Below are 25,920 nucleotides of genomic sequence, written 5' to 3' on the forward strand. Positions count from 1 at the left end.
ATATCGTTTACTGACGAATGAGTCAAGACTATTTCACATAACAAGGATATTTTTCACTTAAAAGCTTAGAAATTGGCTAGTTCCTTTGCAAGCTCCTCACCGATTTTTTTCCCATTTTGAATACAAGCACCAATCCCTACCCCGAAGTATGAACAACCTGCGATGGATAGATTAGGATAGTTTTCTTGTAATTCTTGAACTAAACCTTGTAATGCTTCACGGTGAGCTAGATCATATTTTGGCATTTGATCAATCCATTTTGTGACATTAATAACTGTTGGCTGTTCCTCTATTCCTAGGCTCTTGCGCACATCCTCTAAAGCAACCGCTGCTAATTCTTCGTCAGACATGGCACGGAGTTGCTCATATGCTGGATTGATGCTTTTATAAAAGAGTCGCACAAGTAATTTATGATCTCTTGATGTATGCCTCCATTTACGACTTGTCCAAGTTGCAGCATTACATGTAACGTCAGAATTATGTGAGACAATATAGCCCGTTCCATCTGCTGGCAATCTAGAGTCTGGTACATCAAAACCTAAATAGATCGTAATTGCTGAAGCTGTCGTAAATTGGTCAAAATAACGGTTTAATGATTCATCCTGTAGTAGGCCTTGAACAGCCTCATTCGGCAGTGCTAAAACGACATAATCTGTCTCGATGCTTTCACCATTAGCTAAGGCAATTGAATAGTGGTTTTCTTGCTTTTGAACATTGACAGTTGCGACACCCTTGATGATCTCTACATCAGTTAATGTTTGTTCGAGACGATCAATTAGAGAAGATAAACCGTTTTTGAACGATATAAACTTTTTATTGGCTGCTTTAGCAAATTGCTCACGATTCGCATCAAAGCCTTTTATGATACTTCCATACTCGTTCTTATAGTCAATCAAGTACGGTAAAGTAGAGGCAATCGAAAGCTGGTGTAAATCCCCTGAATAAACACCTGCAAGAACGGGTGCAATTTGATTTTTCACAAGCTCTTCCCCTAAATAATAGGTTAAAAACTCTCCAATTGAACTTTCCTTTGTGAAGTCTTTGTTTGGTAAAGTCAAATCTTTTAATGCATCTTGTTTACCTTGCTCTGTAATCAATGTGCTTTGCTCCAAGGATGCCAAACTCATTGGTATTCCAAAAGTAGAATCTGCCGGAATGGCATGTAATTCATTATTCGTATAAATATAGGAAATACCTGTTTCGTTGTAAACTAGATTCTCCTCAAAATCAAGCTCCTGTACAAGCTCCATAACACCTTTATGACGAGCTACAATCGAGTCAGCACCTGTTTCCATAATAAAACCTTGCTCATGTGTTGAATATAATTTGCCCCCTAAATATGTATTTTTTTCTACAAGCACTAGACGCACATCTACATTATTTTCCTTCACTTGACGTTGTAAATAATGCATTGTGCATAATCCTGTAATACCGCCACCTAATACAACAACTGTTTTCATAGTAACCGCCCCTATTTTTAGTTCTTCCTACAGTATAAACTTATTTTCATTGAAAATTACGTTAAACCCTTTACAAATTTAGCAAAAATAGAGCTACCTCATCTGTGAGATAGCTCTAGCTTAATCATATGGAATTTCCATTTCAAGGTTTACAAAAAATACACATATTTATAGGTACTATAGTGTTTAATATGTTTAAAAAATACGGAAACATAAACGTTAATTTAGTAGTCTATCCTTTTAGATTTTGGGAAAAGCTCGCTAAGTTTTCTGCTGAATTCGTTACTTCTGTAAATGATGTCCCTAACTCGTTTAATATCCCGACGATTGCTTGTATTTTCGTTGCCATACAGTCGTTTTGATCCTTTGCTTCTGTCATGGCTCCCAATATGCTTGTAAATTGACCTTCAGTTTGTAACATGTTTTCCTCACCTGACGCTACTTCATCTTGAATATTTGCCAGAGAATGCTCTAATTTCTCTGTCCGTTCACTCGTTTTTTTCAATAACAATGCCACCGAAGTAACCGAATCCTTCGTTTGAATAGATAATTTACGCACCTCATCAGCCACTACACTAAAGCCTTTGCCCGCTTCTCCAGCACGCGCCGCTTCAATTGCAGCATTCAATGCCAACAGATTGGTTTGATTAGCAATATTAGTAACAACATTCATGATTGTCTCCATTTCCCTAGACATATCCGATAATTGTTCAATATTTTCTTCTATATCATGAAGTGAATGAATAATATTAAGCATATTTTGTGATTGATTTTTTAAACGTTCACGACCTTCAAGTGCTTGATTTTCAGCCAGTGTTGAGACATCAAGTGATTTTTTAGCCAATTGTTTAATTTCGTCAGATTGCTTGCTTAAGCAGCAAAATGAATTATTTGTTTCCTGAGAAATTGTGGCAAGTGCTTCGGAAGAATCAACAATTTGTCGTTCAATAGCTTCTTTCTCATGCATCATTTTTTCTTTCATTTGTTCTACAGTGTTTTCAAAAGCCTCCAAAACCAGCTGCTGCTCGAAATTACAAATTTTCGATATGGCCCTGATCGTATTAAATTGATCTTGGGGGTGCTCTATATTTTTTTCGACTAAATCAATAAATGATATGGATAAATCTTGGAATGCGCAAATATACCATTGGGTTCTAAGCCCAATATGAACATGTACCTTTGCAATTTTTACTCGTCTTTGGTAATACACCTCATCAATGGTTCCGTTAAACATTTCAATAATATGCTGCCGTAGCGTTACTTTAAGTCTGTCTACAGAACTATGATGACTTATAATATCTACCAAATGATGCTCTGTTCCTATCATGTTGTAAAAACGGTTTACGATGTGATCTACATTGTCCATAACATATGGCTGGAAAGCTTTTAAATATTGTAAGTCTTGCTTCGTTAGATTCAGCATTTCAATTTGTTTCACCATTGATTGGCGAGTAGACAAATCCATTTTTACTGTATATTGCTGTAAATCCAATACCTTCGTCTTTCTCTGTTTTTGAAAAATCACACATCTTCCCTCTTTCATTCCGTTTACTTTCAGCAGGCTGAGAAACACCAAATCCCTTTTTTAACATATTGATTGATACAAGAAAAAATACCGATAAAAACAGATTAGCTATTATGCTATGGGCTAATACTCTTTCTGTCTGGCACACTTCCTCCAAAAGCATGTCGAGTACCTCTTTGTACAATCACATAAAAAATATTCCCGCTCAGCAAGCAGACCTAGTCAGTACATGACTAACAGTAGACTTATTTACGTATGCTTTATTTCAAAATCACTCATTTACATTAATCATTTTATAAATTGCTGTCAATCTTATCGATTCCGTTTTTTTACATATACCACACCAAAAGTCCCTATCTTAAAATTAATGGTAATGCATAAGAAAAAAGCTACCACAATATTATTTGGTAGCTTTTTTACCCGTTTTCTTGTTTATTATGCCTATTTTTTTTATTTTTCTTATCCTTTTTTATTAATCTTCTTTAAATATCACTATATCAATATTTTTTACCCTCTCCACAAGAGCATCTATATACCTAAAAACACAGCCCGTTTTAAATCAAAAGTTTTATAAATGTATGGCAAATAAATAATTCAAATAAACTATATTTTTTCACACAAAATTTACAATCCTTTAAGTTCCTGTAATATTTTAGAAGCTTCTGCAACACCAGCATCCGCTGCGAGGCCATACCACTTGATGGCTTCTTTCAGATTTCTAGCAATTCCTTCACCTTTATTGTAAATATGCCCTAGTTGTAGCTTAGCATCCGCGTCTCCTTGAATTGCAGCCTGTTTAAACCAATGAATACCTTTTTCGATATTGCGTATACCAGTTAGTCCATTACTCCATATATAGCCCAAATCATAAAAGGCATCTACATGATATTGTTCAGCCGCTCTTTCATACCAAAAGAGGCCGCGGTTTACCTCCTTTGTTTGACCCAAGCGTCCCTCTAAATATATTCCACCAAGCCGATATTGCGCTTCGACATAACCTAGCTCTGCTGATTTTTTGTAGGCATTAAAGGCTGCTTCTACATCTGCTTCGACACCCAGTCCCTGCTCGTATATAATTCCTAACGTAAACATCGCCTCTGCCACATTTTTTTCAGCAGCATAGTCGAACCATTGTTTTGCTAATATAAAATCTTGCGGTACGCCCTCCCCATTGAAATACATATCCGCTAAATTATTGGCGGCATCCGCATGCCCCTGTAAAGCTGCTTTTTCATAGTATGAAAAAGCAAGGGAATCATTTTCTTCCACACCAATCCCCTCAAAGTAAAAATTCCCTAGTACGTATTGAGCATCTGCATGATTCTGAAGCGCTGCTAATTCAAACCATTTCAATGATTTTTCAGGTTGAAAATGTTCACCTTCTCTAGCGTTGTAGTATTCTCCCAATTGATATTGTGCATCTGCGTCTTGTTCTTCAACTGCTTCTTTATATAAATCAATAATGACTTCATGATCTAAATCCTCTTCATCTAAAATAGGGAGCTGTTCATCTTGATGACGGAAGTACCACTCCACAATATCAAGTACATCATCAACTACTGCTATACGGCTTGCTAGCTTTTCTAACGAAGAAATTTGCCAAACAAGGATATAGATAGATTCGGGAATGGCATCACGCAAGACATCGTCATATTCCGCTAACAATGTTAAAACATTCTCCTGTATGGACTGAGATTGTTCTGAATGGATAATTTGTAAATGCCGTTGTTGCTGTTCTTTCAATAGCCCTCGCACTATTTGATACAATATTTTTTGCAAGGCTGTTAGGGTAACTTCCGTGAATGTAAGTAATTTTATATTTTGAGCAAACCATGTATTTTCTGACTGTGTCAGATTTTGTAGGGAATCAATTCTTTCTTTATTTCGCTTGGCTAACATTTGCTCGTACATTATTTTCCTCCCTTGCACACTATGTAAAAAAACTGCCTTGCCACTATTATATGGAAGACAGTTGAAATTTGGTTACACATATGCTCTCAATAATAAGCCAACGAATAGCGTAATGATTAAAAAAACTGTAATATGGGCCCATTTATACATATCTAATAAGCCTATAAATTCTCGTGTAAATGCATTGGGAACATAGTAAAAGGCTGTCTTTGAGCCAATTCCTTCTGCATCTAGCTTTGCTTTCTTAGCATAAATACTTGCACGAAATACATGGAAATTATTGGTCACAAATAGCGAACGATATTTTTCTCCCTGCGCATGATGGTCCATTATTTTTTTGGAAAAGACCATATTTTGTTCTGTATTGGTCGATTGATCTTCGAGCAATATCTTGTCAGTGGGAAGATGATGTACATCTATTAAGTATTGTTTCATGGCATATGCCTCGGTTAGCTTTTCGTCATTGCCTTGACCACCAGAGACAATAATAAAAGCTCTCTCCCCATACTTTTTATACTGCTTTACTGCCTCATCTAAACGACTTGCTAAAAGTGGGGGCACTTTATCCCCAATTAACCCTGAGCCCAATACAATAATATAATCTGGTTCATAGCGTATGGGTGTAAAATGATACAGTATTGCATAGGCAAGGACACTTGTGTATAAAAACATTGTATAGCCAAAAACCAAAAACGCATAGAAGAAAAGAATATGCCAAAGTATATTTTCTATTTGGATAAAAATGACGAAAACATACCATATCATCATAATAACAAAACTTAGTCCGAGAATGGCTAACATTAAATTACGTACTTTACGCCCTTCCTTCTCTAATAATACTTTACTATTGAAAAACATTGCGATTGATAAAATAAACATAATGCTTGGAAAGCTTCCCAATATAATAAATATCCCCATTTCTGAAATAATCCCCTGATCATTTGGCAGCAATAATGGATAGTGCATAATGAACGCTCTTATCATATATATCCCTATTAAACCTAGTGCTACCGCATTGAGAAAGCGCCTTTTTTCTGTTAAGTACAACACGAGAAATAATGTGGTGAAAAGTGTTAAAGTTAGTAGCATCGTTTCACTCCTTTCTATTGCAGAATTTTCACAATCATGGCATTTGTCACTACTTGTTCAAATTTGATGATATAGCTCAATTATTGAAGGCGTTTGTTTTATTTTTTAATATAGTTCATGTAATATTACTATATAAGAACTAGTTTATGACCAAATTCAAAATTATATTGGAGGAATGTAAGTAATGAAAAAAATTCTTGCCGCTCTTTTTGCAGCGACACTGATATTTTCGACTGTTGGTGCAACATTATTCATTTCGGATACGCCAACGGCAGAAGCTAAATCCTATAAATCAGGTAAAAAAGGCTTCACTAACAACAATAATAGCTCGAATATCCAAAAATCTAAGGATACTTCTAAAGATCAAAATAATGCAACAACAAATAAAAACAACTCATCCTCTACTAATAAAGTGGATACTACTAAAAAAGGCGGCTTTTTCTCTGGCGGTCTAATGAAAGGCTTAATGCTTGGTGGTCTAGCTGGTTTATTATTCGGCAGTCTATTTAGTGGCATGGGGATTCTTGGCAATATTTTAGGTCTACTCATTAATGTAGCTGCAATTGCCGTTATCGTGATGCTTGTGGTAAAGATTATGAATATGTTTAAAGAGAAAAAGCGCAAAGAGGAAGCACAATGGCACAAATAATCAACGAACAAGATATTATTAATGCTATTTGTTTATCTCAAGCTTATTATAAAAACATTCGTCCCGAGGCAGTTCTTGTCGAATTGACTTACGAAGATGACGCTGGCTTTGGTGCAGAGGTTGAAGTAAACGGTCAAATCGAAGTACTTAATACAGCAGCTATGATTGGTGCATTACGTGTTTGGATTAAAGATGTTCTACATAGTGACCCATTCTCAACTGGGATTGAGCTTGTTTTAGACGACGAGGAAGGCATTATTGCCAAACTATCATAAAAAAAAGCAGTACAATGAATTGTTCAAAAATTCATCGTACTGCTTTTTATTTTTTCAAACGTTTCTTCATCTCTTCTTTTTCTTCCTCATTAAGAGAAAAATCTACGATAGAACGCCCTAGCATTAGCAACATAATAAACATTACTCCCGTACCAACTATTAAATAAATCATTGTAAATACTTTAGAATAAGTCGTTGTTGGATATAACCCTGTTTCTACGCCTGTTGGTATCAAACTCACTACAGCAAAATACATAGCATCTAACCAGTACCATCCTTCCGTTCCCTTGTAAAACAGTGTTCCTGATAAAATGATTAAAAACAATGTAGTAAATAATGAGATAAATTGAGGACGTTTAAATGACTTCCACAACCCTTTTACTAATCTTTTCGCAGATAATATAAATGACAGCATCCCCATTCTCCTCTTTAAATACGTTCTACAACATAGTTAGACTATACTTCGTTTTTATTAAAAACGTCAAAAGGTAGAGGTGATGTCCCCCTACCTTTTCTGAATTATTTAATGAATATTTGACTAAGGCTTGTAAATATTTTAGCGGCTTGACCTCTTGTTGTGACAGCTTCTGGTGAGAATTTCCCTTCATTTCCTGTCACAATCCCCAACTCATACAACATGGTAATGGCACGTTTTGTTTCTGCATTATAAGAGGTTACATCTGTAAATGGCACATCGCCCTTTGCACTATATGGTTGATTAAATTGCTGTTCATAGGCACGACTTATCATTAAGGCTAGTTGAGCACGTGTAACAGACTGTCCAGGGTTAAATTTCCCATCAGTTCCTTTAATAAGCCCATGAACATATGCTGCTGCAATTTCTGATTGTGTTACTGCATCATAATTTGCAATGTCAGTAAATGGTGCCTTCTCATCTGTAGATAACTCTAAACTTCTTACAAGAATAGCAGCGGCCTGCACACGCGTTACACTACTATCAGGTCTAAATGTCCCATCCGTATAACCATTCATTAGCCCAGCACCCGCAGCTTTTTGAATGTATTCTTTCGCCCAGTGCTGTGCTGTATCTGTAAAGCTTACTGTTCCCTTTGTAGTGAAAGTAATCGTTGGATTTTGAACACTTTCATTACCAGCTGCATCGATTGCTTTGATGGAAACATTGTAGGTTGTATTTTCTGTTAAATCTTCAAGTGTAAATGTTGTCGTATCTGCATCCAATGTTGCGATTAATTTTCCATTCACATAGACATTGTAATTTGCCACACCTACATTATCTGTCGCGTCCTGCCATTTAACCTCTACAGTTGTACGATCTTTCACATCTACTTGAATAGCCTTCGTTATATCCCATAACGAGCTAGTTTTAATGATTGGTAAAAATGCTTCATTTGCGACCGCTAAATAACCAGCTTCACTTAAATGAATGTTATCAGGGTTTGGTAAATAGCTTGCAACATCCTTTGCAACAACATCGTATGTCGGCACAAAAATAGCGCCTGCTTTTTCAGTGGTTGCTTTAATTGTTGAATTCACTGTAGCCAATAACAGTTTAAATTGATTTTGTAGATTCTCACTATAGTATGGGAAAGAATTATAATAGCCCATCACATATATTTCTGCTTGTGGATTTATCTTTTTGATTTCAGATAGGATTGTAGCAATATTCGATACAGCCTCTTTAGTAGCTTTAACAAGAGCCATCGTATCAATTCCCGTTGTTTGGGACTCTTTTAATAATGGTAATAAATCATTTGCTCCAGCCGTTAATGTAATGATTTCTGCCTCTTTAATAGAAGCTCGTAACTTTACTTGTTCCTTTGTGTATCCAAAACCTGTGACTGTTTTTTCTACATCATTTTGTAAATCTGCTAAAACATTTTTGGTAGTGTAGCCTGACATAGCAAAGCCCTTATTATAAGAAGTAAGGAAGCCACCCTGCTGTAAGGCCTGTGCAATAAAATCCGTGTAGCCTAACCCAATAACACCTACCTCATTCATTCCATGTGCTAATGAGTCGCCTAGTGCCACATAATCAGATTGAATAACCCAGCTTGGTGCTATGTAGTCGTCTTGTTCTTGTGCATTAGCTACTACAGGGATGGTTAATTGCAAAGCCAGTACACTCGCTGCTAAATAACGAAATTTCTTTGATAATCGCATTTACTCTCTCCTCCACTTGTAAAATAGTCATTGTTTTCACTATTTTACTAGAGGCGAGTTAAAAATAGGTTAAATTACAGCAATCTTTTTAAACTTTTCTCTACTCAGACTGTATTTTTCCATATATTCCACCACCACCAACCTCGATCGCTAATTGACCCGTTCTAGCTAAATCAATTAAATGGGCGATTTTATGTGGCACAACTTGTTCAAGCTGGTTGAGCGTTACCACATGTAAAATATTCATTTCAGTACCAAATGCTTCTATTAGACGTTCCATCATTTTAGGGCCAATACCAGGGATGAAATCAAGTGGTACTTGATGAATATAAGGCGGTCTATTTCGTTCATTCAGAAAATCCTCTGATAGTTCCTGAATACGTGTAGCTACACCCTTTACGATTTGCATACTTCCACAGTTTGTACATATGGTAGCTTCGTTACCTAGTCGTTCTCCACATTTAGCACAGACCGTTTGATGATACTTGCCAAGCAAAGGATTTAAACCATAATTCGCTGTTACTGCTCGACCTTGTTGTTCATGTAGAGCCATTTTTAATTCTGCAAAATTTGCTTCTGCTAATTGTAACTTTTGATACTCACGTGCCAGTTTTCCAAGCGAATGGGCATCAGAATTACTAACGAACGTATATGCTTGTAATTCTTTGATACGACTTACCATATTGGTATCAGAGCTTAACCCTAATTCAATGGCATCGATAAGCTGCGGATCAAAGACTTCTGTTAAGCTACGCTCAACCCCTCTACCAAACAAACTTTTAAATGGTGTAAAAACATGGGCAGGAATAAACAGACCTCCCAATTCATGCACCTTTCGCTGTAATGTGAGACCGTCACAATAAATTCGCTGTGAACTCAAGTGGATATTTTTCATATGTTGGGACATCCAATCAGAGAACTGCTTCATTAACATCAGTGTTGGAAAGTAAGCAAGCACATGAATAGGTCCATGACAATATTGATCGTAAATTTCGATTTCCGACCCTGGAATCAACGTTGTTTCCTGAAAGCGTAGGCCGCCCTCTTTTAATTCCTGTAGTTCACCTTGTTCAATCATCTCCATCATTTCTTCGATTACTTCGGGTGAATGACAATCAATAATCCCAATAATATCTAATCCCTTTCTAGCACTAGCAGTCTCTAAAATTTTTGCTAACGTTAATGTTTTACTACCAGTAATTTTCACTGCACGCCCACTAGAAGTACGCCCAATATGAATATGTAAATCTGCATAAAATGTTTGCATTTCAATCGCTCCCTTTAGTATTCAAATACGTAAAAATCTTTGTTCAAGCGGATTCAAGATAAAAATACCTTACATCACAGCAAGGTATTTCTCACTTTATTATGATGGATGATTGGCGGTAGTGCTATTATTTGTCTCATAAGCATCTGAACTATGTGATGACCCTGACGATGAATCATAGGCAATTAATGTCACACCAATCTTTTTTTCAAGCTCGTTAATTTTCGCAAGTTGCTGTGGATCTAATTGAGCAAATTTAATGTCTTCCATTATCATCAATCCTTTCACTCATAAAGTTCCCTGAAATAAAAAAAGTATACATCATTTCACCTCATCACAATTGCGTACAGCTCTGTGATTTAGCTAATTTCCAAACGTTTGTTGAATGAAAATGGAAATGACTGATATTCAGTCATTTTTTATTGACATTGTTTTTCTCCTCCTGTAACATACTAAACAAGTAAGGCAAAAGTGAGGGATTGCATGTCAAAGGAAGAAAAAATTATTCAAGCTGCAATTGAAGTTTTTCGCGAAAAAGGAATTGAAAAGACGAAGGTTTCAGATATCGTCAAAGCTGCTGGGATTGCTCAAGGAACATTTTATCTCTACTTCCCATCACGCCTTTCTGTCATGCCAGCTATTGCAAAAAATATGGTAGAAAGAATTATTACTACCGTAGATGAAGGTGTTTCAGATCATAAGCCTTTTGATCAGCAACTTGAAGAGGTTGTTGAAATCATTTTCTCGATCACAAAGGAATATGGTGATATCGTTGCACTCATTTATGCTGGAATTGCACAAACAGAGCATTTAAAAGAATGGGAAAGCATTTATGCACCATACTATGATTGGATGAGTAATTTCTTATTAACGGCTCAACAACAAGGCATCATTCGAGATTCAATTAATCCATCACGGTCAGCAAAGCTTATTATTGGTCTAATTGAATCTGCCGCAGAACAAGTTTATTTGTTTGATGACAGCAAGGAAGAAACGATGACACTGCTTAAGCTTGAACTTCTAGACTTTTTATATCATGCACTTGGCCTACGTCACGCGTAAGTGACGTTCTCTTTTACCTATAAAATGACTGAACGTCAGTCATTTATTCTATTAATGAAAGGATTTTAATTATGCAAAAAGAATGGTTATATGTCGGTCTAACAAGTTTATTTGAATTATTTTGGATATTTGGTTTTAATGTAGCAAGTTCCTGGTGGCATTGGATTATTATTGTGTCTATAATTGCTATCGATTTTCACTTCTTATCAAAAGCTTGTGAAAACCTACCTACTGGTACCGTATACGCTATTTTCGCTGGTGCAGGTGCAATTGGCACTACATTAATGGACATTTTTATTTTCGATGGAGAGTTTAATGCGATTAAAGGTATTTTCATGTTTATTTTAATATCGGGCGTTATTGGATTAAAATTAGCAGATAACGCACCAACAGATCACGATGAAAAGAAAGGAGTGAATGCATAATGGGTTGGGTATATATTTTATTAGCAGCAATAGCCGAAATTATAGGTGTTATTGGATTACGCTTTTATAGTCAAAATAAAACGATACGAAATTTATTATTATATGTCGGTGGCTTTGGATTATCATTTGCCCTTTTATATGCTTCCTTCAATTATTTACAGCTAAGCATTGCCTATGTTGTCTGGGTAGGTATTGGTACTGTCGGTGCAGTGCTTGTCAATATCATTTTCTTTGGTGAATCCAAAAATCTACCACGAATTATCAGTATCATCGCTATTATCATCGGTGTAGCAGGGTTAAAGGCCGTATCTTAATTAAACTACAATCAAAGGACATCCTTCTAATATCGAGGAATGTCCTTTGTCATTTAAACCATTGAGTATATCTTTGAACCTGTTACATTTTTATAATTAAACAGATACACTGCGATCCTTACTCTAGCTAATGAAAAATCCGTCTCCTGTATAAACATTGACTATTTTTCTAACTAAGAAACATAAAAACTCTTCCTGATATGACTGTTTCCAATGCCATGTATTTTCGTAAATGCTACTTTCATAATGAATATATTATGTAAAATAATTGTCCTTACTTTTTTAAACTTGACTGACCTTCTTTGCGAATTGATCAGGAACATACGTGAGGTATGGTTTACCAGTCAAGGAATGTGTTTGAATATCAGCAAAAACACCAAATACTTCTTGTAACAATGCTGGTGTTAGCACTTCCTCGGGTGTCCCATGACACACGATTCGACCTTGCTGCAAAACGTAAATTTGATCACAGTACATTGCCGCAATATTCAAGTCATGTAAAGCCGCAACTACTGTTAAATGTAAGGTTTGAATTAAGTCCATAAGCTGAAGTTGATGTTGGATATCTAAATGATTCGTTGGCTCATCTAATATAAGCACTTGTGCTTGCTGTGCTAGTGCTCGTGCAACCATTACACGTTTTTTCTCTCCACCTGAAAGGGAGCTAAAGCTTCGTTTTTCTAAATGAGCTATACCTGTTTGCTTCAAAGCATCTTTAACAATTTGAAAATCTTGCTCTTGATCTAGCTCTAACAGTTTTTTATGTGGCGTTCTCCCCATGCTAACTAAATCATGTACAGTGAAATCAAATAAAACAGGTGTATCTTGACTAACAACAGCTAAATTCTTCGCAATTGCTTTACTAGATTGCTTTAAAATATCATGCTCATTTAATAATACCGTCCCGCTTTCAGGTTTTAGAAGACGATACATATTTTTTAGCAATGTTGATTTGCCACTACCATTAGGACCAATTAACCCAACAAACTGCTTTTTCTTTATTTGAATACTTACTTCATGTAGTATACGTTGATCGTTAATGGAGAATGATACTTGCTTTGCTTCTAATGTCATATAAGTTAATCTCCTTCACCGAAAGAATAATTATTGCGACGGAGTAGCCAAATGAAAAATGGACCTCCACAAAAGGCTGTAATAATACCAATTGGCATTTCCTGAGGAGCAATGATAATTCGAGCAAAGGCATCAGCCCACACTAAGAAAATCCCCCCTATTAAAGCACTAATCGGTATCACATATTTATAGTTAGATCCCACAATTAAACGTACTATATGAGGGATAATTAGACCTACAAAACCAATAGAGCCACTGACTGCCACCAGTACACCTGTTAACAGGGAGACAAGTAATATAAGCTGAATCCGAAATTGCTGAAGATTAACGCCTAACGTCACTGCCGCTTCTTCCCCAAGTAAAAGTAAATTTAAATTTCGATAGTGTAGCCAGAGAAGCCCAAATACGACGAAAAATATGGAAGCTGGAATGATAATATTATTCCATTTAGCTCCTGCTAGACTACCTAGCATCCAAAACATAACAGCTTTTAAAGCCCCCTCTTGCTTTGACATCATTAAAATAAAATTAGAAATGGCCGTTAAAATAAAGGAAACAGCCATACCTGCCAATAACAGACGAAAAATAGAAACCCGTCCCCCAACACGAGATAAGAAAAACACCAGTGCAATGGCAAGTAATGATCCTAGAAAGGCTGATATTGAAAGCGCGTAAATACCTAAAAATGAAAAGGCTCCTAAAATAATCACAGATGTCGCTCCGACGGCTGCCCCTGAAGAAATCCCTAAAATATACGGGTCAGCAATGGAATTTCGCACAAGTGCCTGAATGGCTGCCCCCGCAATGGCTAATCCAGCACCAACAATAGCAGCCAATAAAACACGAGGTGCTCTTATTTGCCAAATGATAATTTCCTGTGAGCGACTCCAATCCTGCTCTATGGCATTTTGTATAAAGGGGATTTTAGAAAGAATAACTTTCCATACATATAATGGTGTAACTGATACAGAGCCGACCATGACAGCAAAGGTCATAGAAACAATTAATACGAAGAAAAGGATTAAGGAAAAAAATATAAACTTTTTATTCATCCGTTTTAAACTCCTACTGAATAGTGATGAATGAAGCAATAAAAAAAGGTATTCCATACGCAACGACGCATAGAAATACCCTAGAATAAACAAAGTCAGAAAAAATCCAGCTATTGTCCGTAATTGCTTGCATCCTCGTGGGCATTACAGGTATTACTAACTGGCAGGTCTCCTGGCTTCGATTCAACACCCTATAATTGCCTTCCCATTCTTCCACAGTGGCAAATAATATTATAGGACTCCTCGTTACAGTTGCGGGACAGCGTCGGACTTACACCGACTTCCCTTTTAAGTGACATTATAAAATGGCACACCAATAGTATTTGAATTTATAAAATTGTGACGATTCTATCATACATTTTTATAGATTGTTAGTCTACATGGAATTTTATTTCTAAGGAAGAACAATATATAAGCTGTATCTTCGCAGTTTTGAGCACAATAGCTATTTGCTCGTTATAAATTGGCTATCTATTACTTAATAGTTTTGGCATGGGAGGATACTCCACCACATCTTAGCCATTTTTCCTATCACATACATCAATAACATTTCGCTCTCTTCATTCATGTCAAAAAGCAATTGACATCCATCATTTCTGCACATTTGTTTGCTACAGTAAGGGAAAATAGTGAGGAGGATATTACATGATATTTAAAAGAAAATGGTCTACTGGACTTCTAGCAGTAACGGCCTTCATTAGTTTAACAGCTTGTGCGGAGGAGCAAACGAAGCCTGTATCTACTTCCAATAACACTGCTGAAGAAATGGATCATTCTACGATGAACCACTCAAGCTCAGGTGAAGTACCATCCACATTAAAGAACGCGGATAATCCGAAGTTTTCTGTTGGAAGTAACGTGATTATTACGGATGGACATATGGACGGTATGAGAGATGCCGAAGCAACAATAATAGGTGCCTATAACACAACTGCCTATGTTATTTCCTATGAGCCAACTTCCGGTGGAAAGCGTGTAGAAAATCATAAGTGGGTGATTCATGAAGAATTGATTGATCCAGAAGAAGCACCACTAGCCCCTGGCACAGAAGTAAAAACGGACGCAGCGCATATGGAAGGTATGGAAAATGCGACTGTCCGTATTGAGGAGGCTATCCAAACGACTGTTTATATGGTTGATTACACTTCGACCACAAATGGTGAAGCTGTTAAAAATCATAAATGGGTGACAGAAGAAGAATTAACCTCAAAATAATATAAACAACCTCTCCAGCATTTCTGGCAGAGGTTGTTTTCTAGCTTTTGTGTTGTAACGGTTTTCTATCAATTGACTTATGCCATTTATAGCCGATACCCCATACTGTTTGCAAGTAATCATCCGCAGGGAACCCACTTTTTCTTAATTTTTCTCGTAAATTACGCACATGAGAATCAATGGTACGATCTTCAATCGTCACATTATATCCCCAGACTGTGGTGATTAGATGTTCTCTAGAAAATACTTTATTTTGATGATCTAAAAATAAAACAAGCATGGAAAATTCCTTTGGTGTTAGGGGAATTGCCTCATGTTGAAAATATAATTCAAAGGATTCCTTATCTAAGCGAAGACCCTCAAAGCTAATAACCTTTTCCTCTATTTTCGATCTTCTTAATACCGCATATATACGTGCTAATAACTCTTCCTCATCGAAGGGTTTTAATATGTAGTCATCAGCACCGAGGTTTAAGCCTTTTACAATATCCGCATGCTCTCCTTTTGCAGTAAGCATAATGATGGGTACATCCCAAAACTTCCTAATTTCTTGGCACGCCTGCCACCCATCCATCTCTGGCATCATAACATCCAAAAGAATTAAATCTGCATGCCCATCTTCTAAAAAATCGAAAGCCTCTTGAACGGAAGACATAGCTCTACAATAAAAATTCGGCTCTAAATAAAGGGTTAATAAATCTAACATTCTTGGCTCATCATCAATGCATAAAATGGTTTTCATCTGTTTCTACCCCTTTAAAAGATAATTCAAAAGTAGTTCCTTTATTTATTTCACTGCTAACCTTCACTTCGCCCCCATGCGCCTGTACAAGTTCCTTGACAATAGCAAGCCCCAGTCCAGAACCACCTAAAGCACGACTACGAGATTTTTCCACTCGATAAAATCGTTCAAAAATATAGGGTAAATCCTTCTTTGGAATCCCCTTCCCTGTATCTTGAACGATAATGCTTAAAACATCATTGTGTTTCTTTGCGGTGGCTGAAGTCGTATCTCCTGACGCACAATAGATTAATGCGTTATTTAATAGATTTATTAGGATTTGCTCTAGCCTTGCTTCATCTGCCCATACTGTCAAGCCCTCTTCATAACGTACAATAAAATGTATACCCTTCTCTTGAAAAGCAGGGCTTAGCTTTTTTTCAATGTTTGTAAAAAATGAATTTAAATGTACGTTTTGTTGTTCAATCACAAACGAGTTTTCATCCATTTTAGCTAAATCAAATAAATCTTTAATTAATCGAGAAAGTCTATTTGTTTCTTCTATTATAATGGCTAAATACTTTTGACAATCCTGCTCTGTTAAATCCCGTTTCGAAAGAATGTCGGTATAGCCTTTAATAAAGGTTAGCGGTGTGCGAAGCTCATGTGCAATGCTCGATAAAAATTCCTTACGCTCATGCCTTAAATGATTCAGATCGTTAGACAACAGCTGTATAGCATTCGATAAATCCCCAAGCTCATCCTTCCCATTGGTAGAAAGGGCGACTGTAAAATCACCTTTGCTCATTTTCAATGTGGCCTCTTTCATTTGAATTAATGGTTTAGCAAGCTTTCGAGATAGAACGATAATGACTGCTATAGTGACAAGACCAGATACTAACCCAACGATGAGAAAATGTTTATTTAAGCGTTTCATTAACGCATGAATGGAGTCTGTATTTTGAAACATAAAGACATAGCCAATCGTTCTTTGCTGATTTTGAATAGGACTAATAGTGGCAATCGCTTGAACCTCTTGCCAATCATCTTGTAAGATCCTTCCCTCATACGGTATTTTTCCCTCAATCTTATGAATCATATCACTAATTTCTAAATCAGGCTGCGAAGAAACCAGTATTGTTCCCTCATAATCAGTCACTACTACATCCGTACTTTCATTAGATTCCATAAGTACCACATGTGCTAGCGTTTCCTCGTTGAAGTTCTGTTCTAATACCGTACGATGTGAATTTCCCCTTGCTTGCAAACTTGCTAGCTCTTCCTCAACTCTAGAATTGGTTAAGGAGACATGTAAAAAAAACATCATAAATGTTTCGATACAAAATAATGTAATAAAAAAGATGATGCCCAGCTTTAGTGATAATTTTCTCATCTGTAACCACCATTTTAGAATTTCTTAAAAGTATAGCGTGAAAGTATGAAGATTTCATGCAGAAACAACATTAAAAAAATGTCTATAACGAAATGGACCTCCACTAAGGGAAATTTCTTGATGCTAATGCTTCTTCTTGTGCAGGGTCTTGAATTCGGCACAACTTTATAAAATGATTGTCACAACCCATGTACGTCAGCAACAGTTAATTAATTTAGTACATAATATTGCTTAAGCTATCCTCGTTAACCTGACTTGCTATAAAATTAGTTGATGAGTAATGGATTGATTGAAGAAAAACAAGCGACTCCTTGGGGATTAGCGTCACAGAAGTAGTTTTGGAGAGAACAATGTGGGTGAAACAGTTCATCGGATGATCCTTGAAAGCTTAGCTCTATGCAAAGAACAAAGTGATCGTTCACAAAGGAAATCAACTTTGCTTTGCTCAACTGCCATTCTTATTTTTCTAATAAGATGACCCATAAGTAAAGTATACTTATGGGTCAGATTTTAATTAAATGTATTTTTTTGCCCAGTTTAAAAAGTTATCGATGACTACATCAAGGAATTTTACTGTACCTTCATCAGTTAAATCGCCTTCTGTATCGAATTTAGTGTGAACAGCACCAATGTAAACATCATTGCCGCTTAGTAATGGTGAGTTAATGCCAGGAGAGAATAAAATATCGCGTAAATGTAATTGCGCTTTTACAGTACCTAAGTTCCCCATAGATGCACCCATAATGATAGATGGTTTACCAATCATTACTTTATCTACACGAGATAGCCAATCAATGGCATTGACCATAACGCCTGGTACTGTACCATTATATTCTGGTGTCACCCATAGTACAGCATCTGCCGCCTTTACTTTTGCTTTAAAATCAAGAACCTCTTGCGGTGCTTCATTTTCGATATCTTGATTATACATTGGTAGATCCTTTAAGCTTAAAACTTCAAGATCTAACTTTTCTGTATAACGTTTTTGAATAAATTGAGCTAATTGCATATTATAAGATTCTTTACGGATACTACCAACGATAGCTACCACTTTCATGATGTTTCCTCCTAAATGTACATTATTCATAGTATTTGTATAGCAATTCTATTTTATACCACATTAATAATAAGTGGCAAATTCTTCAACTGGCTTGCGATAGCCTCGTAAGCGACGACTGTCTTCTTTTTCTTTCCCAATTGTAATCATCAGTGCTATCTCTTTGGTTTCTGGCACATGAAATAGTTCTCGCAATTTCTGATGATCAAAGCCAATCATAGGACAAGTGTCCCAGCCGCGATTTTTTGCAGCAAGCATAAATAGCATGGCAGACAAAGACGCATTTCGAATAGCTTCATCCTTCATAAATGTCTCACCACGTTCTTCATAAAATTTAGTATTCTCTGCAACAATCTCTACTAGTTCACTAGCTGTTATTATACCCAAATCAACCATACCTTGACTTAGTTCAGCAGTATCTTTATAAGCTTCTTTATCACCTAAGACAAGGATTACCCCTGAAGCTGAATGCACTTTATATTGACCAAATGCCGCCTCTCGCACCTTTTCCTTCATATCCTCATCCAGCACAACGATATAGCTTGCATGCTGTAAGTTAAATGCTGATGGGGCGAGCTTAACATCCTCCAAAATAGGACGAATATCTTCCTCAGTCATCTTAACGCCCTTGATAAAATTATTAGCAGAGCGACGCTTATCAATCAGCTTGGAAAATTCCACTTATTAAACCCCCAATATAATTATGTATTCATCCAGTAGTAACCCTACTGAATGAAATAATATTACTCATATTCTTTATCGAACGTAATGGAGCTTCTTACAGTATCTATTGGACGAACGAGGCCTTCAATCTGCTCACGCTTTGGTTCTAAAAACGGTGGTAATGACAGTTTCTCACCTAGCGTTTCATATGGCTCATCACCCATAAACCCAGGACCATCTGTAGCCAATTCAAATAAAATTTGAGGTGCTACCCGTGCATACAATGATTCAAAGAAATGACGATTTACATAGCCAGATGTATGGAAGCCAAAGCTTTCAAAACGTGCAGTCCATTCATCTAATACTGCACGATCCTCTACACGAAAGGCTGCATGGTGAACCGTACCAAAGCCTTGTCGAGCAACAGGTAACACGGTGTTATGCTCTACAATAATTTGAGCGCCATTTCCACCCTCACCTACTTCAAATAGATGGAAATCCCCTTCTTCTGCAATTTCTTTAAAAAGCATCACTTTTTCTAGCATATCTTTAAAATATTTCACATTAGCTACACGAACAAATACTGGCCCTAAACCTGTAATTGCAAATTCTACTGGGATGGGACCATCTTGCCAAGGCGTGCCTGAAGCAACTCCTGTATTATGCTCATCAGAAATAAGCTGATAGTGCTGATCGTCAAAATCAACAAAGGACAATGTTTTCTTACCAAACTGTTCTTTAATACCTGTATGTTTTACAGTCAATCGATCAAAGCGCTTTACCCAATAATCTAAAGCTGCATCCGTCGGTACACGGAAAGAAGTTTTTGATATTTCATTTGTTCCATGTATCCCTTTTGGAATGTTTGGGAAATCAAAGAATGTCATATCTGTCCCTGCACTACCTTTATCATCTGCAAAGAATAAATGGTATGTTTGAATATCATCTTGATTCACTGTTTTCTTTACTAAACGCATACCTAAAACGAATGTAAAAAATTTATAATTCTCTTCAGCACTACTTGTAATAGCTGTTACATGGTGTACACCTTTTAAATGATTCATACAATATTCCTCCCATTTATCTCGACTTCGAGATATATGTGTAAAATTTTTTAATAATTAGTAGCGTTTTTACCTACTTTTTTAAGAGACAAAATCATTGTGTCCAGCTCCTGCGATTCCAATACTTCAAAAATCTCGTTTATTTTTTGTTCATGCCTAGGGAAAATCCTTTCCATTAAAGCCTGTCCCTCATACGTTAATAACACATACGTAACACGTCGATCTTTCGGACATGCCTTTCGATATACATAGCCTTTTTGCTCGAGCTTATCAATTACATAAGTAATACTACTGCTTGCAATTAATATTTTTTTACCAATCGCTTGAATAGGCTGCTCTCCATGATGGTACAAAAATTCAAGAACCGAAAATTCGGTTTGATTTAAATCATATTGAAGTAAATCTCTTTTAGTGGCATCCTGAATCGTTTGATATGCTCGGAACAAGACCGTAAATGCTTTTAAGTTACGATTGTCTTCCTTCATACGACTCCCTCTTTTACTTCGAATTCATTTATCTTTAATTCGAGATAATAATAACATATTCATTTTTAATCAGCAATCATTTTGTTTCTCACGTTTGCCATCTTCTTCTACGGGTAGAATGTAGTTGTAACTTATAAAGGAGGATTTTACATGAAAAAAGACGTCAATCAAAAACAACAACAGCTAAAAGCATTCCGAGTAAGTGATAAAGATCAACCTCTAACAACCAACCAAGGATTAAAAATATCGGAAGATGAACATTCACTAAAAGCTGGTGAACGAGGACCCACTTTATTGGAGGATTTTCATTTTCGTGAAAAAATGACTCATTTTGATCATGAACGAATTCCTGAACGAGTGGTACACGCACGCGGGTCTGCAGCTCATGGAATCTTTGAAACCTATAAATGCGCGAGTGACATTACAAAGGCTCAATTTTTAAATGGACAAGGAACTAAAACACCTGTCTTTGTTCGTTTTTCTACCGTTGCAGGCTCAAAAGGATCTGCTGATACTGTCCGTGATGTACGCGGCTTTGCTACAAAATTTTATACACAGGAAGGTAATTATGATTTAGTTGGTAATAATATACCTGTTTTCTTTATTCAAGATGCCATTAAATTCCCCGATTTTGTACACGCTGTAAAGCCTGAACCGAATAACGAAATTCCTCAAGCTCAAAGTGCCCATGATACGTTTTGGGATTTCATTGCAAATAATCAGGAATCTGCCCATATGGTCATGTGGCATATGTCCGATAGATCCATCCCACGAAGCTATCGAATGATGGAGGGCTTTGGTGTTAATACCTATCGCCTTGTCAACGCTGAAGGAAAAGCACACTTTGTTAAATTTCATTGGAAACCTATACTTGGGGTTAAATCATTAGTATGGGATGAGGCCCAAATCATCGCTGGAAAAGACCCCGATTTTCACCGTAGAGATTTATGGGAATCCATCGAACGAGGCGATTTCCCAGAGTGGGAGCTTGGTGTCCAACTTATTCCCGTTGAGGATGAATTTAATTTTAGCTTCGATATTCTCGATGCAACAAAAATATGGCCAGAGGAAGAAGTTCCAGTACGTATCCTTGGGAAAATGACACTGAACAAAAACGTTGATAACTTTTTTGCTGAAACGGAACAAGCTGCATTTCATGTTGGACATGTTGTACCTGGTATTGATTTTTCAAATGATCCTTTACTGCAAGGTCGCTTGTTCTCCTATACAGATACTCAGTTAATAAGACTTGGAGGACCGAACTTCCATGAAATCCCTATTAATAAACCAATCTGTCCCTTCCATAATAACCAACGAGATGGCTATGGCCGACAAACCATTAATGTCGGGCAAGTTAGCTACCATAAAAACTCCTTAGCCAATAACTCACCCTCTCCTGTCTCTGAAAGCGACGGAGGATATAAACATTATGAAGAAAAATTGGAAGGACACAAAGTACGTGCACGTAGCGATAGCTTTAAAGACCATTTTTCACAAGCAAGATTATTCTGGCTCAGTATGACCGATGTGGAGAAAAAGCATATTATTAATGCCTTTAGCTTCGAACTTGGAAAAGTAAAAAATAAAGACATTCGAAAACAAGTTGTAGATATGTTTGCTCATGTCAGCTACACACTTGCATCAGCTATTGCTGATCAAATTGGTATAGTACCACCAATCCAAGTAGAAGTACCACATACTCAACAAACCTCACCTGCTGTTAGCCAAATGATCAATGCAGTCGAAAGTGTTAAATCTTTTAAAGTAGCTCTGATTGTAACAGACAATAGTAGTGAAAACTTAAACGAACTAATGGCTACATTGTTAAGTAAAAATATAGTGGTTGAACTTGTGAGTACTAAGCAAGGCATCCTAAATGGCTTTGAAATTCAAGAAACATTAGCTACTACCTCCTCCGTTCTTTATGATGGGGTTTATGTGACTGGAGCTTTCCAGCATTCTGATCAGCAATCTAAAGCACTACAATTCATTGAACAGGCCTATCAGCACTGTAAAACAATAGGCTATACGGAAAATGTTTCGTTTTTACAGCATCTTGCCAATAAAAATGGTGTGGCAAACAATCTGAATTCTTTTATTCGTTTCCTTGCTAAGCATCGACATTGGGTACGATAATGAATGGAAAAGCCAGCTAACGTATTGAATCTGTTAGCTGGCGTATTTCTCTTATTTAATTCGTGTAAATTCCTTTTCATTTCCGTCAACAAATTCAACATCGACTTCAATGGATTGGTAGTTGGCTTCAATATTAAATACTTTAATTACTTGATCGATTACCTCATCATTAGGTGTTGTCGAATCGAAATTTAACTGCTTAAATAATGGCTCTAATTTTGTATAAGCTTCATCCCCTTGCAGTCTTTCATTCTTACGGTCATCCTGTAACTTCGCTTCTATACCTGATTTTTTGTCTTCATATTCTACCTCATATGACTCTGTTGCAGAATAATCAACATCTAATGAAAACTCTAAAAAATTAAAGGTCATTTGCTCTGTTGGCGTATCACCAGTCTGCTGTGTACCATTTTGATTTGCTGGTGCGTTAGTAGGTACGTCCTTTACTTCATCCTTATTACAGCCATAAAGAATAACAGTCATGAAAGAAATCGTTAATAAAAATTTCAATTTCAAATTATACACTCCCTTCTTTCCATATTATTTCCCCATCCAGCTATAAACTAACCCAAAAAAGACATCTCCTTTGATGAGGAAATGTCCTTTTAATGACACGCTAATTAATAATAGAAGTTGCGATCAACTTTATTTTCTTGAATAGCCTTTGCTAAACGGACTGTTGAGATAGCCAAGTCAGCATATGACACACTCTTCGTAGCATTAAAGTTGTTTTGCTGTGCATCAATTAGACCCATACCATGTGCTAAAGCAATATAGCCTGTATACGCTGGATCAATTGAAGTTGCATCAGCAAAGTTTAATTTATAAATATCTTTATATTTAGCAACATTGTCTAATTGTAATAGTTTGATTGACCACTCTGCGAACTCTTGACGAGTCAGAGTCGCATCCAATGCAAATTGATTTGCAGGCTGTATGATCCCCATTTTAACAGCTTGTTCTACTACTCCATAGAGTGGATGCTTTTTATCAATATTGTTAAAGGATTGCTTTTCACCATCTCCATTACCATAGTAACCATATGTTAAGGAATGTAATAAAATTTTCAATGCTTCTCCTTTTGTCACAGCAGCATCCGCATTAAAGTTTGCTAGATCTTTTACCTCTAACACATTTTGATTTAATAAATAATTTAACTCTTTGGCAGCCGTTGGGTGAGAAATAACAGGCTTCTCTTTAGAGTCATCTACATTATTTAACCATTCACCAGAAATAGCATCAATCTGGTTAAATAAACTACCATTGTACGTAGGAGCATACACTAAATCATAATGTTGTTTATTCTCCATATCTTGTTTTACATATTGTAGTTGCAATGTAAGTGCCTTGCTATAGGCTTCTTTTGCTTTGTCAGCTGAAATAACCTTATTGATAGATGGCCAGCTATCTATCTTTTGCTTATATACACTTAGTGAGCGTAAAGATCCATCAGAGCCAATACCTACATATAAGCCATCTCCTACAACTGCAATTCCATTCATAATGCGTGGGAAGGTGAAGTAATATTCCTTACTATATTGATCAAATACAGCATCCTCGATTGGCATTGAATACTCATGTAGATATGAAGGTGCCCATTCCTTCAAGTAATCAGTTGCCTTCTTCAATGCAGCGTCCTTCGAAATAGCATTTACTTTGTTATCTACTAAAAAATCTCTCGATAGGTCATGATACTGAACTAGTTCACCTGTCGCCTTATTGATTTCTAAAGAGCTACCAGATCCACCATTGCCATACATATACGTATAGTTTACAGAGTATATCGTCTCACCATTGTCATTTTCTCTTTCATCTACTAATTCTATATTGAGCTTCGCTTTACTCTCATCAACCTTTAAGAAATTTTTCGCGAACTCTTCAGCCTCAGCTGCCGTCATACCGTTCTTTCTTGGTGGTAATGGCTGTGCTGAAATTTTCTCAACACTCTTTGTCTTCGGCAATTGCTCAGTAAAACCATTTGCTGTCTGCCATTGCCCATTTAGAGCATGTACACCATTGAACCCTGTGGCAGGCGTATACACAAGCTTCACATTACGTTGATTAGATCTGTAGTCGTAATCAATATAATAACGAAGCTCGACAGCTAAATTATCACGAACTTGTGCCAGCATATCTTCCTCATTCTTTTTTTGATCTAAACGATCAAAGGAAGCTTTACTAATAGATTCTGCATTACTAGACATCCCCGTAATTTCACCATTTGCCAGAACATGAATAGTAATACTTTGATCTCCAATAAGAACCCCATTATAAATTGGTGAATAGACAAAGGAGTAAGTAATTGGTTCTGATAACGGTCTAGTAATATTAAAACCATATTCGTTATAATCATCACGAAGTTTGTAATTATCCGAATCAACAAATTTACCCAGGAATTTTTGTGCAATTTTTTGCGCCTCATTCTCTGAATACTTTGCTGGATAGATTGCTTCTGCTATATTTGCAGGCTGATAATAAAAACTTTCTAGTTCTAAATCATCGCCCTTAAATACAAAACTACCATGTGCATCTTTACCATTAATTGTCTTATAAAAGTTTAGTTCATATCGAACCGTTGTATCATCTCTATAAAAATGACCTGGTCCAGAATTAAAGTCATTATCCGCTACAAATTTGAACTCTTCTGGGAATAGTGAACGTAATTTTTTTATCAGCATGTTTTTTGTAACTTTTGTTTCAGTTGAAGCTACCTGAATTTCGATACGCTCCGATGATTCCTTTACATTTGCAGATACATGCGAAATTGGTGCTAAAATACCAACAGAAAATGCTGTTGACGTCAAAATAATACCTAACTTTTTAAATTTACCCAAAATATCCCTCCTAAAATACTATTTACCATAATTATAATGTATTTTCCGATATTTAGAAATGTTTTTTACAGATAATTTCCACTTAGAAGAAAATACATTGGGTAAAC

The 25,920-nt window shown here is 36.4% G+C and carries 25 protein-coding genes and 1 riboswitch; of the genes, 7 read left to right on the top strand and 18 right to left on the bottom strand.

Translation table 11 applies throughout. The features are described 5' to 3' along the window. Window positions 1-65: 65 nt before the first annotated feature. The 4 genes from CRI88_RS21205 to CRI88_RS21220 form a co-directional block, all read right to left on the bottom strand. Window positions 66-1,460: a protoporphyrinogen oxidase gene (locus CRI88_RS21205; protein WP_058843593.1), complete on the bottom strand. Its 1,395-nt coding sequence runs from the start codon at window positions 1,458-1,460 to the stop codon at window positions 66-68. A 232-nt stretch (window positions 1,461-1,692) separates the two neighbouring features. Continuing rightward, entirely contained in the window at window positions 1,693-2,985 is a 1,293-nt protein-coding gene (locus tag CRI88_RS21210) for a globin-coupled sensor protein (RefSeq protein ID WP_036124600.1), read from the bottom strand. 624 nt (window positions 2,986-3,609) lie between these two features. Beyond that, window positions 3,610-4,896, bottom strand: a complete 1,287-nt coding sequence (locus tag CRI88_RS21215; protein WP_036124602.1) for an SEL1-like repeat protein — start codon at window positions 4,894-4,896, stop codon at window positions 3,610-3,612. Window positions 4,897-4,968: 72 nt separating this feature from the next. Further along, entirely contained in the window at window positions 4,969-5,985 is a 1,017-nt protein-coding gene (locus CRI88_RS21220; protein ID WP_058843592.1) for a YdcF family protein, read from the bottom strand. A gap of 184 nt (window positions 5,986-6,169) precedes the next feature. Between CRI88_RS21220 and CRI88_RS21225 the strand changes: the two genes are divergently transcribed. Beyond that, window positions 6,170-6,634, top strand: coding sequence for a hypothetical protein (locus CRI88_RS21225; protein ID WP_058843591.1), 465 nt, complete (start codon window positions 6,170-6,172; stop codon window positions 6,632-6,634). Continuing rightward, window positions 6,622-6,909: a DUF2653 family protein gene (locus CRI88_RS21230; protein ID WP_036124608.1), complete on the top strand. Its 288-nt coding sequence runs from the start codon at window positions 6,622-6,624 to the stop codon at window positions 6,907-6,909. The genes CRI88_RS21225 and CRI88_RS21230 overlap by 13 nt, the downstream gene beginning before the upstream one ends. 46 nt (window positions 6,910-6,955) lie before the next feature. Here CRI88_RS21230 and CRI88_RS21235 read toward each other — a convergent pair whose 3' ends face one another. The 4 genes from CRI88_RS21235 to CRI88_RS21250 all read right to left on the bottom strand — a co-directional run bounded on the left by CRI88_RS21235 (window position 6,956) and on the right by CRI88_RS21250 (window position 10,588). Continuing rightward, window positions 6,956-7,324, bottom strand: coding sequence for an ion channel (locus tag CRI88_RS21235; RefSeq protein ID WP_036124610.1), 369 nt, complete (start codon window positions 7,322-7,324; stop codon window positions 6,956-6,958). A gap of 104 nt (window positions 7,325-7,428) precedes the next feature. Beyond that, window positions 7,429-9,051, bottom strand: coding sequence for an S-layer homology domain-containing protein (locus tag CRI88_RS21240; protein WP_101967018.1), 1,623 nt, complete (start codon window positions 9,049-9,051; stop codon window positions 7,429-7,431). Window positions 9,052-9,151: 100 nt separating this feature from the next. Continuing rightward, window positions 9,152-10,318: an endonuclease Q family protein gene (locus CRI88_RS21245; protein WP_036124615.1), complete on the bottom strand. Its 1,167-nt coding sequence runs from the start codon at window positions 10,316-10,318 to the stop codon at window positions 9,152-9,154. A gap of 99 nt (window positions 10,319-10,417) precedes the next feature. Then, window positions 10,418-10,588 carry a hypothetical protein gene (locus CRI88_RS21250; RefSeq protein ID WP_180957837.1) on the bottom strand — a complete coding sequence of 57 codons (171 nt, stop codon included), beginning with the start codon at window positions 10,586-10,588 and terminating at the stop codon, window positions 10,418-10,420. 213 nt (window positions 10,589-10,801) lie between these two features. Between CRI88_RS21250 and CRI88_RS21255 the strand changes: the two genes are divergently transcribed. The 3 genes from CRI88_RS21255 (at window position 10,802) to CRI88_RS21265 (ending at window position 12,119) form a co-directional block, all read left to right on the top strand. Continuing rightward, window positions 10,802-11,380, top strand: coding sequence for a TetR/AcrR family transcriptional regulator (locus CRI88_RS21255; RefSeq protein WP_058843588.1), 579 nt, complete (start codon window positions 10,802-10,804; stop codon window positions 11,378-11,380). A 71-nt stretch (window positions 11,381-11,451) separates the two neighbouring features. Continuing rightward, window positions 11,452-11,805 (top strand): DMT family transporter, encoded by a 354-nt coding sequence (locus CRI88_RS21260; protein ID WP_036124623.1) that lies wholly within the window; start codon window positions 11,452-11,454, stop codon window positions 11,803-11,805. Beyond that, the gene (locus tag CRI88_RS21265; RefSeq protein ID WP_058843587.1) at window positions 11,805-12,119 is read left to right on the top strand and encodes a DMT family transporter; all 315 of its coding nucleotides are present in this window, start codon (window positions 11,805-11,807) and stop codon (window positions 12,117-12,119) included. Before CRI88_RS21260 ends, CRI88_RS21265 begins: the two co-directional genes overlap by 1 nt. Before the next feature lie 282 nt (window positions 12,120-12,401). Here the strand turns inward: CRI88_RS21265 and CRI88_RS21270 are convergent, their stop codons facing one another. Both CRI88_RS21270 and CRI88_RS21275 read right to left on the bottom strand, forming a co-directional pair. After that, window positions 12,402-13,193 (bottom strand): heme ABC transporter ATP-binding protein, encoded by a 792-nt coding sequence (locus CRI88_RS21270; RefSeq protein WP_036124627.1) that lies wholly within the window; start codon window positions 13,191-13,193, stop codon window positions 12,402-12,404. Between the two features lie 5 nt (window positions 13,194-13,198). After that, window positions 13,199-14,245: a FecCD family ABC transporter permease gene (locus tag CRI88_RS21275; protein WP_036124629.1), complete on the bottom strand. Its 1,047-nt coding sequence runs from the start codon at window positions 14,243-14,245 to the stop codon at window positions 13,199-13,201. A 145-nt stretch (window positions 14,246-14,390) separates the two neighbouring features. Further along, a riboswitch (cobalamin riboswitch) is annotated at window positions 14,391-14,578 on the bottom strand. Between the two features lie 312 nt (window positions 14,579-14,890). On the opposite strand from CRI88_RS21275, the gene CRI88_RS21280 reads away from it, so the two are divergent. After that, entirely contained in the window at window positions 14,891-15,460 is a 570-nt protein-coding gene (locus CRI88_RS21280) for a YdhK family protein (protein ID WP_058843586.1), read from the top strand. A gap of 40 nt (window positions 15,461-15,500) precedes the next feature. Here the strand turns inward: CRI88_RS21280 and CRI88_RS21285 are convergent, their stop codons facing one another. The 6 genes from CRI88_RS21285 to CRI88_RS21310 form a co-directional block, all read right to left on the bottom strand. Continuing rightward, window positions 15,501-16,202: a response regulator transcription factor gene (locus tag CRI88_RS21285; RefSeq protein WP_036124632.1), complete on the bottom strand. Its 702-nt coding sequence runs from the start codon at window positions 16,200-16,202 to the stop codon at window positions 15,501-15,503. After that, on the bottom strand, window positions 16,180-17,574 hold the full coding sequence (locus CRI88_RS21290; protein WP_058843585.1) for a HAMP domain-containing sensor histidine kinase: 1,395 nt from the start codon (window positions 17,572-17,574) through the stop codon (window positions 16,180-16,182). The genes CRI88_RS21285 and CRI88_RS21290 overlap by 23 nt, the downstream gene beginning before the upstream one ends. 514 nt (window positions 17,575-18,088) lie before the next feature. After that, window positions 18,089-18,631: an NADPH-dependent FMN reductase gene (locus CRI88_RS21295; RefSeq protein WP_036124636.1), complete on the bottom strand. Its 543-nt coding sequence runs from the start codon at window positions 18,629-18,631 to the stop codon at window positions 18,089-18,091. A 63-nt stretch (window positions 18,632-18,694) separates the two neighbouring features. After that, window positions 18,695-19,312, bottom strand: a complete 618-nt coding sequence (locus tag CRI88_RS21300; protein ID WP_089934260.1) for a nitroreductase family protein — start codon at window positions 19,310-19,312, stop codon at window positions 18,695-18,697. A gap of 62 nt (window positions 19,313-19,374) precedes the next feature. Next, a complete protein-coding gene (locus CRI88_RS21305) occupies window positions 19,375-20,358 on the bottom strand; it encodes a ring-cleaving dioxygenase (RefSeq protein WP_058843584.1) in 984 nt (327 codons plus the stop codon). Window positions 20,359-20,408: 50 nt separating this feature from the next. Next, window positions 20,409-20,843: a MarR family winged helix-turn-helix transcriptional regulator gene (locus CRI88_RS21310; RefSeq protein WP_036124642.1), complete on the bottom strand. Its 435-nt coding sequence runs from the start codon at window positions 20,841-20,843 to the stop codon at window positions 20,409-20,411. Window positions 20,844-20,993: 150 nt separating this feature from the next. On the opposite strand from CRI88_RS21310, the gene CRI88_RS21315 reads away from it, so the two are divergent. Further along, a complete protein-coding gene (locus CRI88_RS21315) occupies window positions 20,994-22,979 on the top strand; it encodes a catalase (RefSeq protein WP_058843583.1) in 1,986 nt (661 codons plus the stop codon). A 51-nt stretch (window positions 22,980-23,030) separates the two neighbouring features. Here CRI88_RS21315 and CRI88_RS21320 read toward each other — a convergent pair whose 3' ends face one another. Both CRI88_RS21320 and CRI88_RS21325 read right to left on the bottom strand, forming a co-directional pair. After that, window positions 23,031-23,495: a YusW family protein gene (locus CRI88_RS21320; protein ID WP_058843582.1), complete on the bottom strand. Its 465-nt coding sequence runs from the start codon at window positions 23,493-23,495 to the stop codon at window positions 23,031-23,033. Window positions 23,496-23,599: 104 nt separating this feature from the next. After that, entirely contained in the window at window positions 23,600-25,813 is a 2,214-nt protein-coding gene (locus CRI88_RS21325; RefSeq protein WP_058843581.1) for a YcdB/YcdC domain-containing protein, read from the bottom strand. Window positions 25,814-25,920: the final 107 nt, after the last annotated feature.

The sequence above is a fragment of the Lysinibacillus fusiformis genome (assembly GCF_002845985.1).
Classification (GTDB): domain Bacteria; phylum Bacillota; class Bacilli; order Bacillales_A; family Planococcaceae; genus Lysinibacillus; species Lysinibacillus fusiformis_D.

Excerpts from the sequence above, each read along its gene's own strand:
- CRI88_RS21205 (WP_058843593.1), bottom strand. The coding sequence starts at position 1,460 with ATGAAAACAGTTGTTGTATTAGGTGGCGGTATTACAGGATTATGCACA.
- CRI88_RS21215 (WP_036124602.1), bottom strand. The coding sequence starts at position 4,896 with ATGTACGAGCAAATGTTAGCCAAGCGAAATAAAGAAAGAATTGATTCC.
- CRI88_RS21220 (WP_058843592.1), bottom strand. The coding sequence starts at position 5,985 with ATGCTACTAACTTTAACACTTTTCACCACATTATTTCTCGTGTTGTAC.
- CRI88_RS21225 (WP_058843591.1), top strand. The coding sequence starts at position 6,170 with ATGAAAAAAATTCTTGCCGCTCTTTTTGCAGCGACACTGATATTTTCG.
- CRI88_RS21230 (WP_036124608.1), top strand. The coding sequence starts at position 6,622 with ATGGCACAAATAATCAACGAACAAGATATTATTAATGCTATTTGTTTA.
- CRI88_RS21235 (WP_036124610.1), bottom strand. The coding sequence starts at position 7,324 with ATGCTGTCATTTATATTATCTGCGAAAAGATTAGTAAAAGGGTTGTGG.
- CRI88_RS21240 (WP_101967018.1), bottom strand. The coding sequence starts at position 9,051 with ATGCGATTATCAAAGAAATTTCGTTATTTAGCAGCGAGTGTACTGGCT.
- CRI88_RS21245 (WP_036124615.1), bottom strand. The coding sequence starts at position 10,318 with ATGCAAACATTTTATGCAGATTTACATATTCATATTGGGCGTACTTCT.
- CRI88_RS21250 (WP_180957837.1), bottom strand. The coding sequence starts at position 10,588 with ATGGAAGACATTAAATTTGCTCAATTAGATCCACAGCAACTTGCGAAA.
- CRI88_RS21255 (WP_058843588.1), top strand. The coding sequence starts at position 10,802 with ATGTCAAAGGAAGAAAAAATTATTCAAGCTGCAATTGAAGTTTTTCGC.
- CRI88_RS21260 (WP_036124623.1), top strand. The coding sequence starts at position 11,452 with ATGCAAAAAGAATGGTTATATGTCGGTCTAACAAGTTTATTTGAATTA.
- CRI88_RS21265 (WP_058843587.1), top strand. The coding sequence starts at position 11,805 with ATGGGTTGGGTATATATTTTATTAGCAGCAATAGCCGAAATTATAGGT.
- CRI88_RS21270 (WP_036124627.1), bottom strand. The coding sequence starts at position 13,193 with ATGACATTAGAAGCAAAGCAAGTATCATTCTCCATTAACGATCAACGT.
- CRI88_RS21275 (WP_036124629.1), bottom strand. The coding sequence starts at position 14,245 with ATGAATAAAAAGTTTATATTTTTTTCCTTAATCCTTTTCTTCGTATTA.
- CRI88_RS21280 (WP_058843586.1), top strand. The coding sequence starts at position 14,891 with ATGATATTTAAAAGAAAATGGTCTACTGGACTTCTAGCAGTAACGGCC.
- CRI88_RS21285 (WP_036124632.1), bottom strand. The coding sequence starts at position 16,202 with ATGAAAACCATTTTATGCATTGATGATGAGCCAAGAATGTTAGATTTA.
- CRI88_RS21290 (WP_058843585.1), bottom strand. The coding sequence starts at position 17,574 with ATGAGAAAATTATCACTAAAGCTGGGCATCATCTTTTTTATTACATTA.
- CRI88_RS21295 (WP_036124636.1), bottom strand. The coding sequence starts at position 18,631 with ATGAAAGTGGTAGCTATCGTTGGTAGTATCCGTAAAGAATCTTATAAT.
- CRI88_RS21305 (WP_058843584.1), bottom strand. The coding sequence starts at position 20,358 with ATGAATCATTTAAAAGGTGTACACCATGTAACAGCTATTACAAGTAGT.
- CRI88_RS21310 (WP_036124642.1), bottom strand. The coding sequence starts at position 20,843 with ATGAAGGAAGACAATCGTAACTTAAAAGCATTTACGGTCTTGTTCCGA.
- CRI88_RS21315 (WP_058843583.1), top strand. The coding sequence starts at position 20,994 with ATGAAAAAAGACGTCAATCAAAAACAACAACAGCTAAAAGCATTCCGA.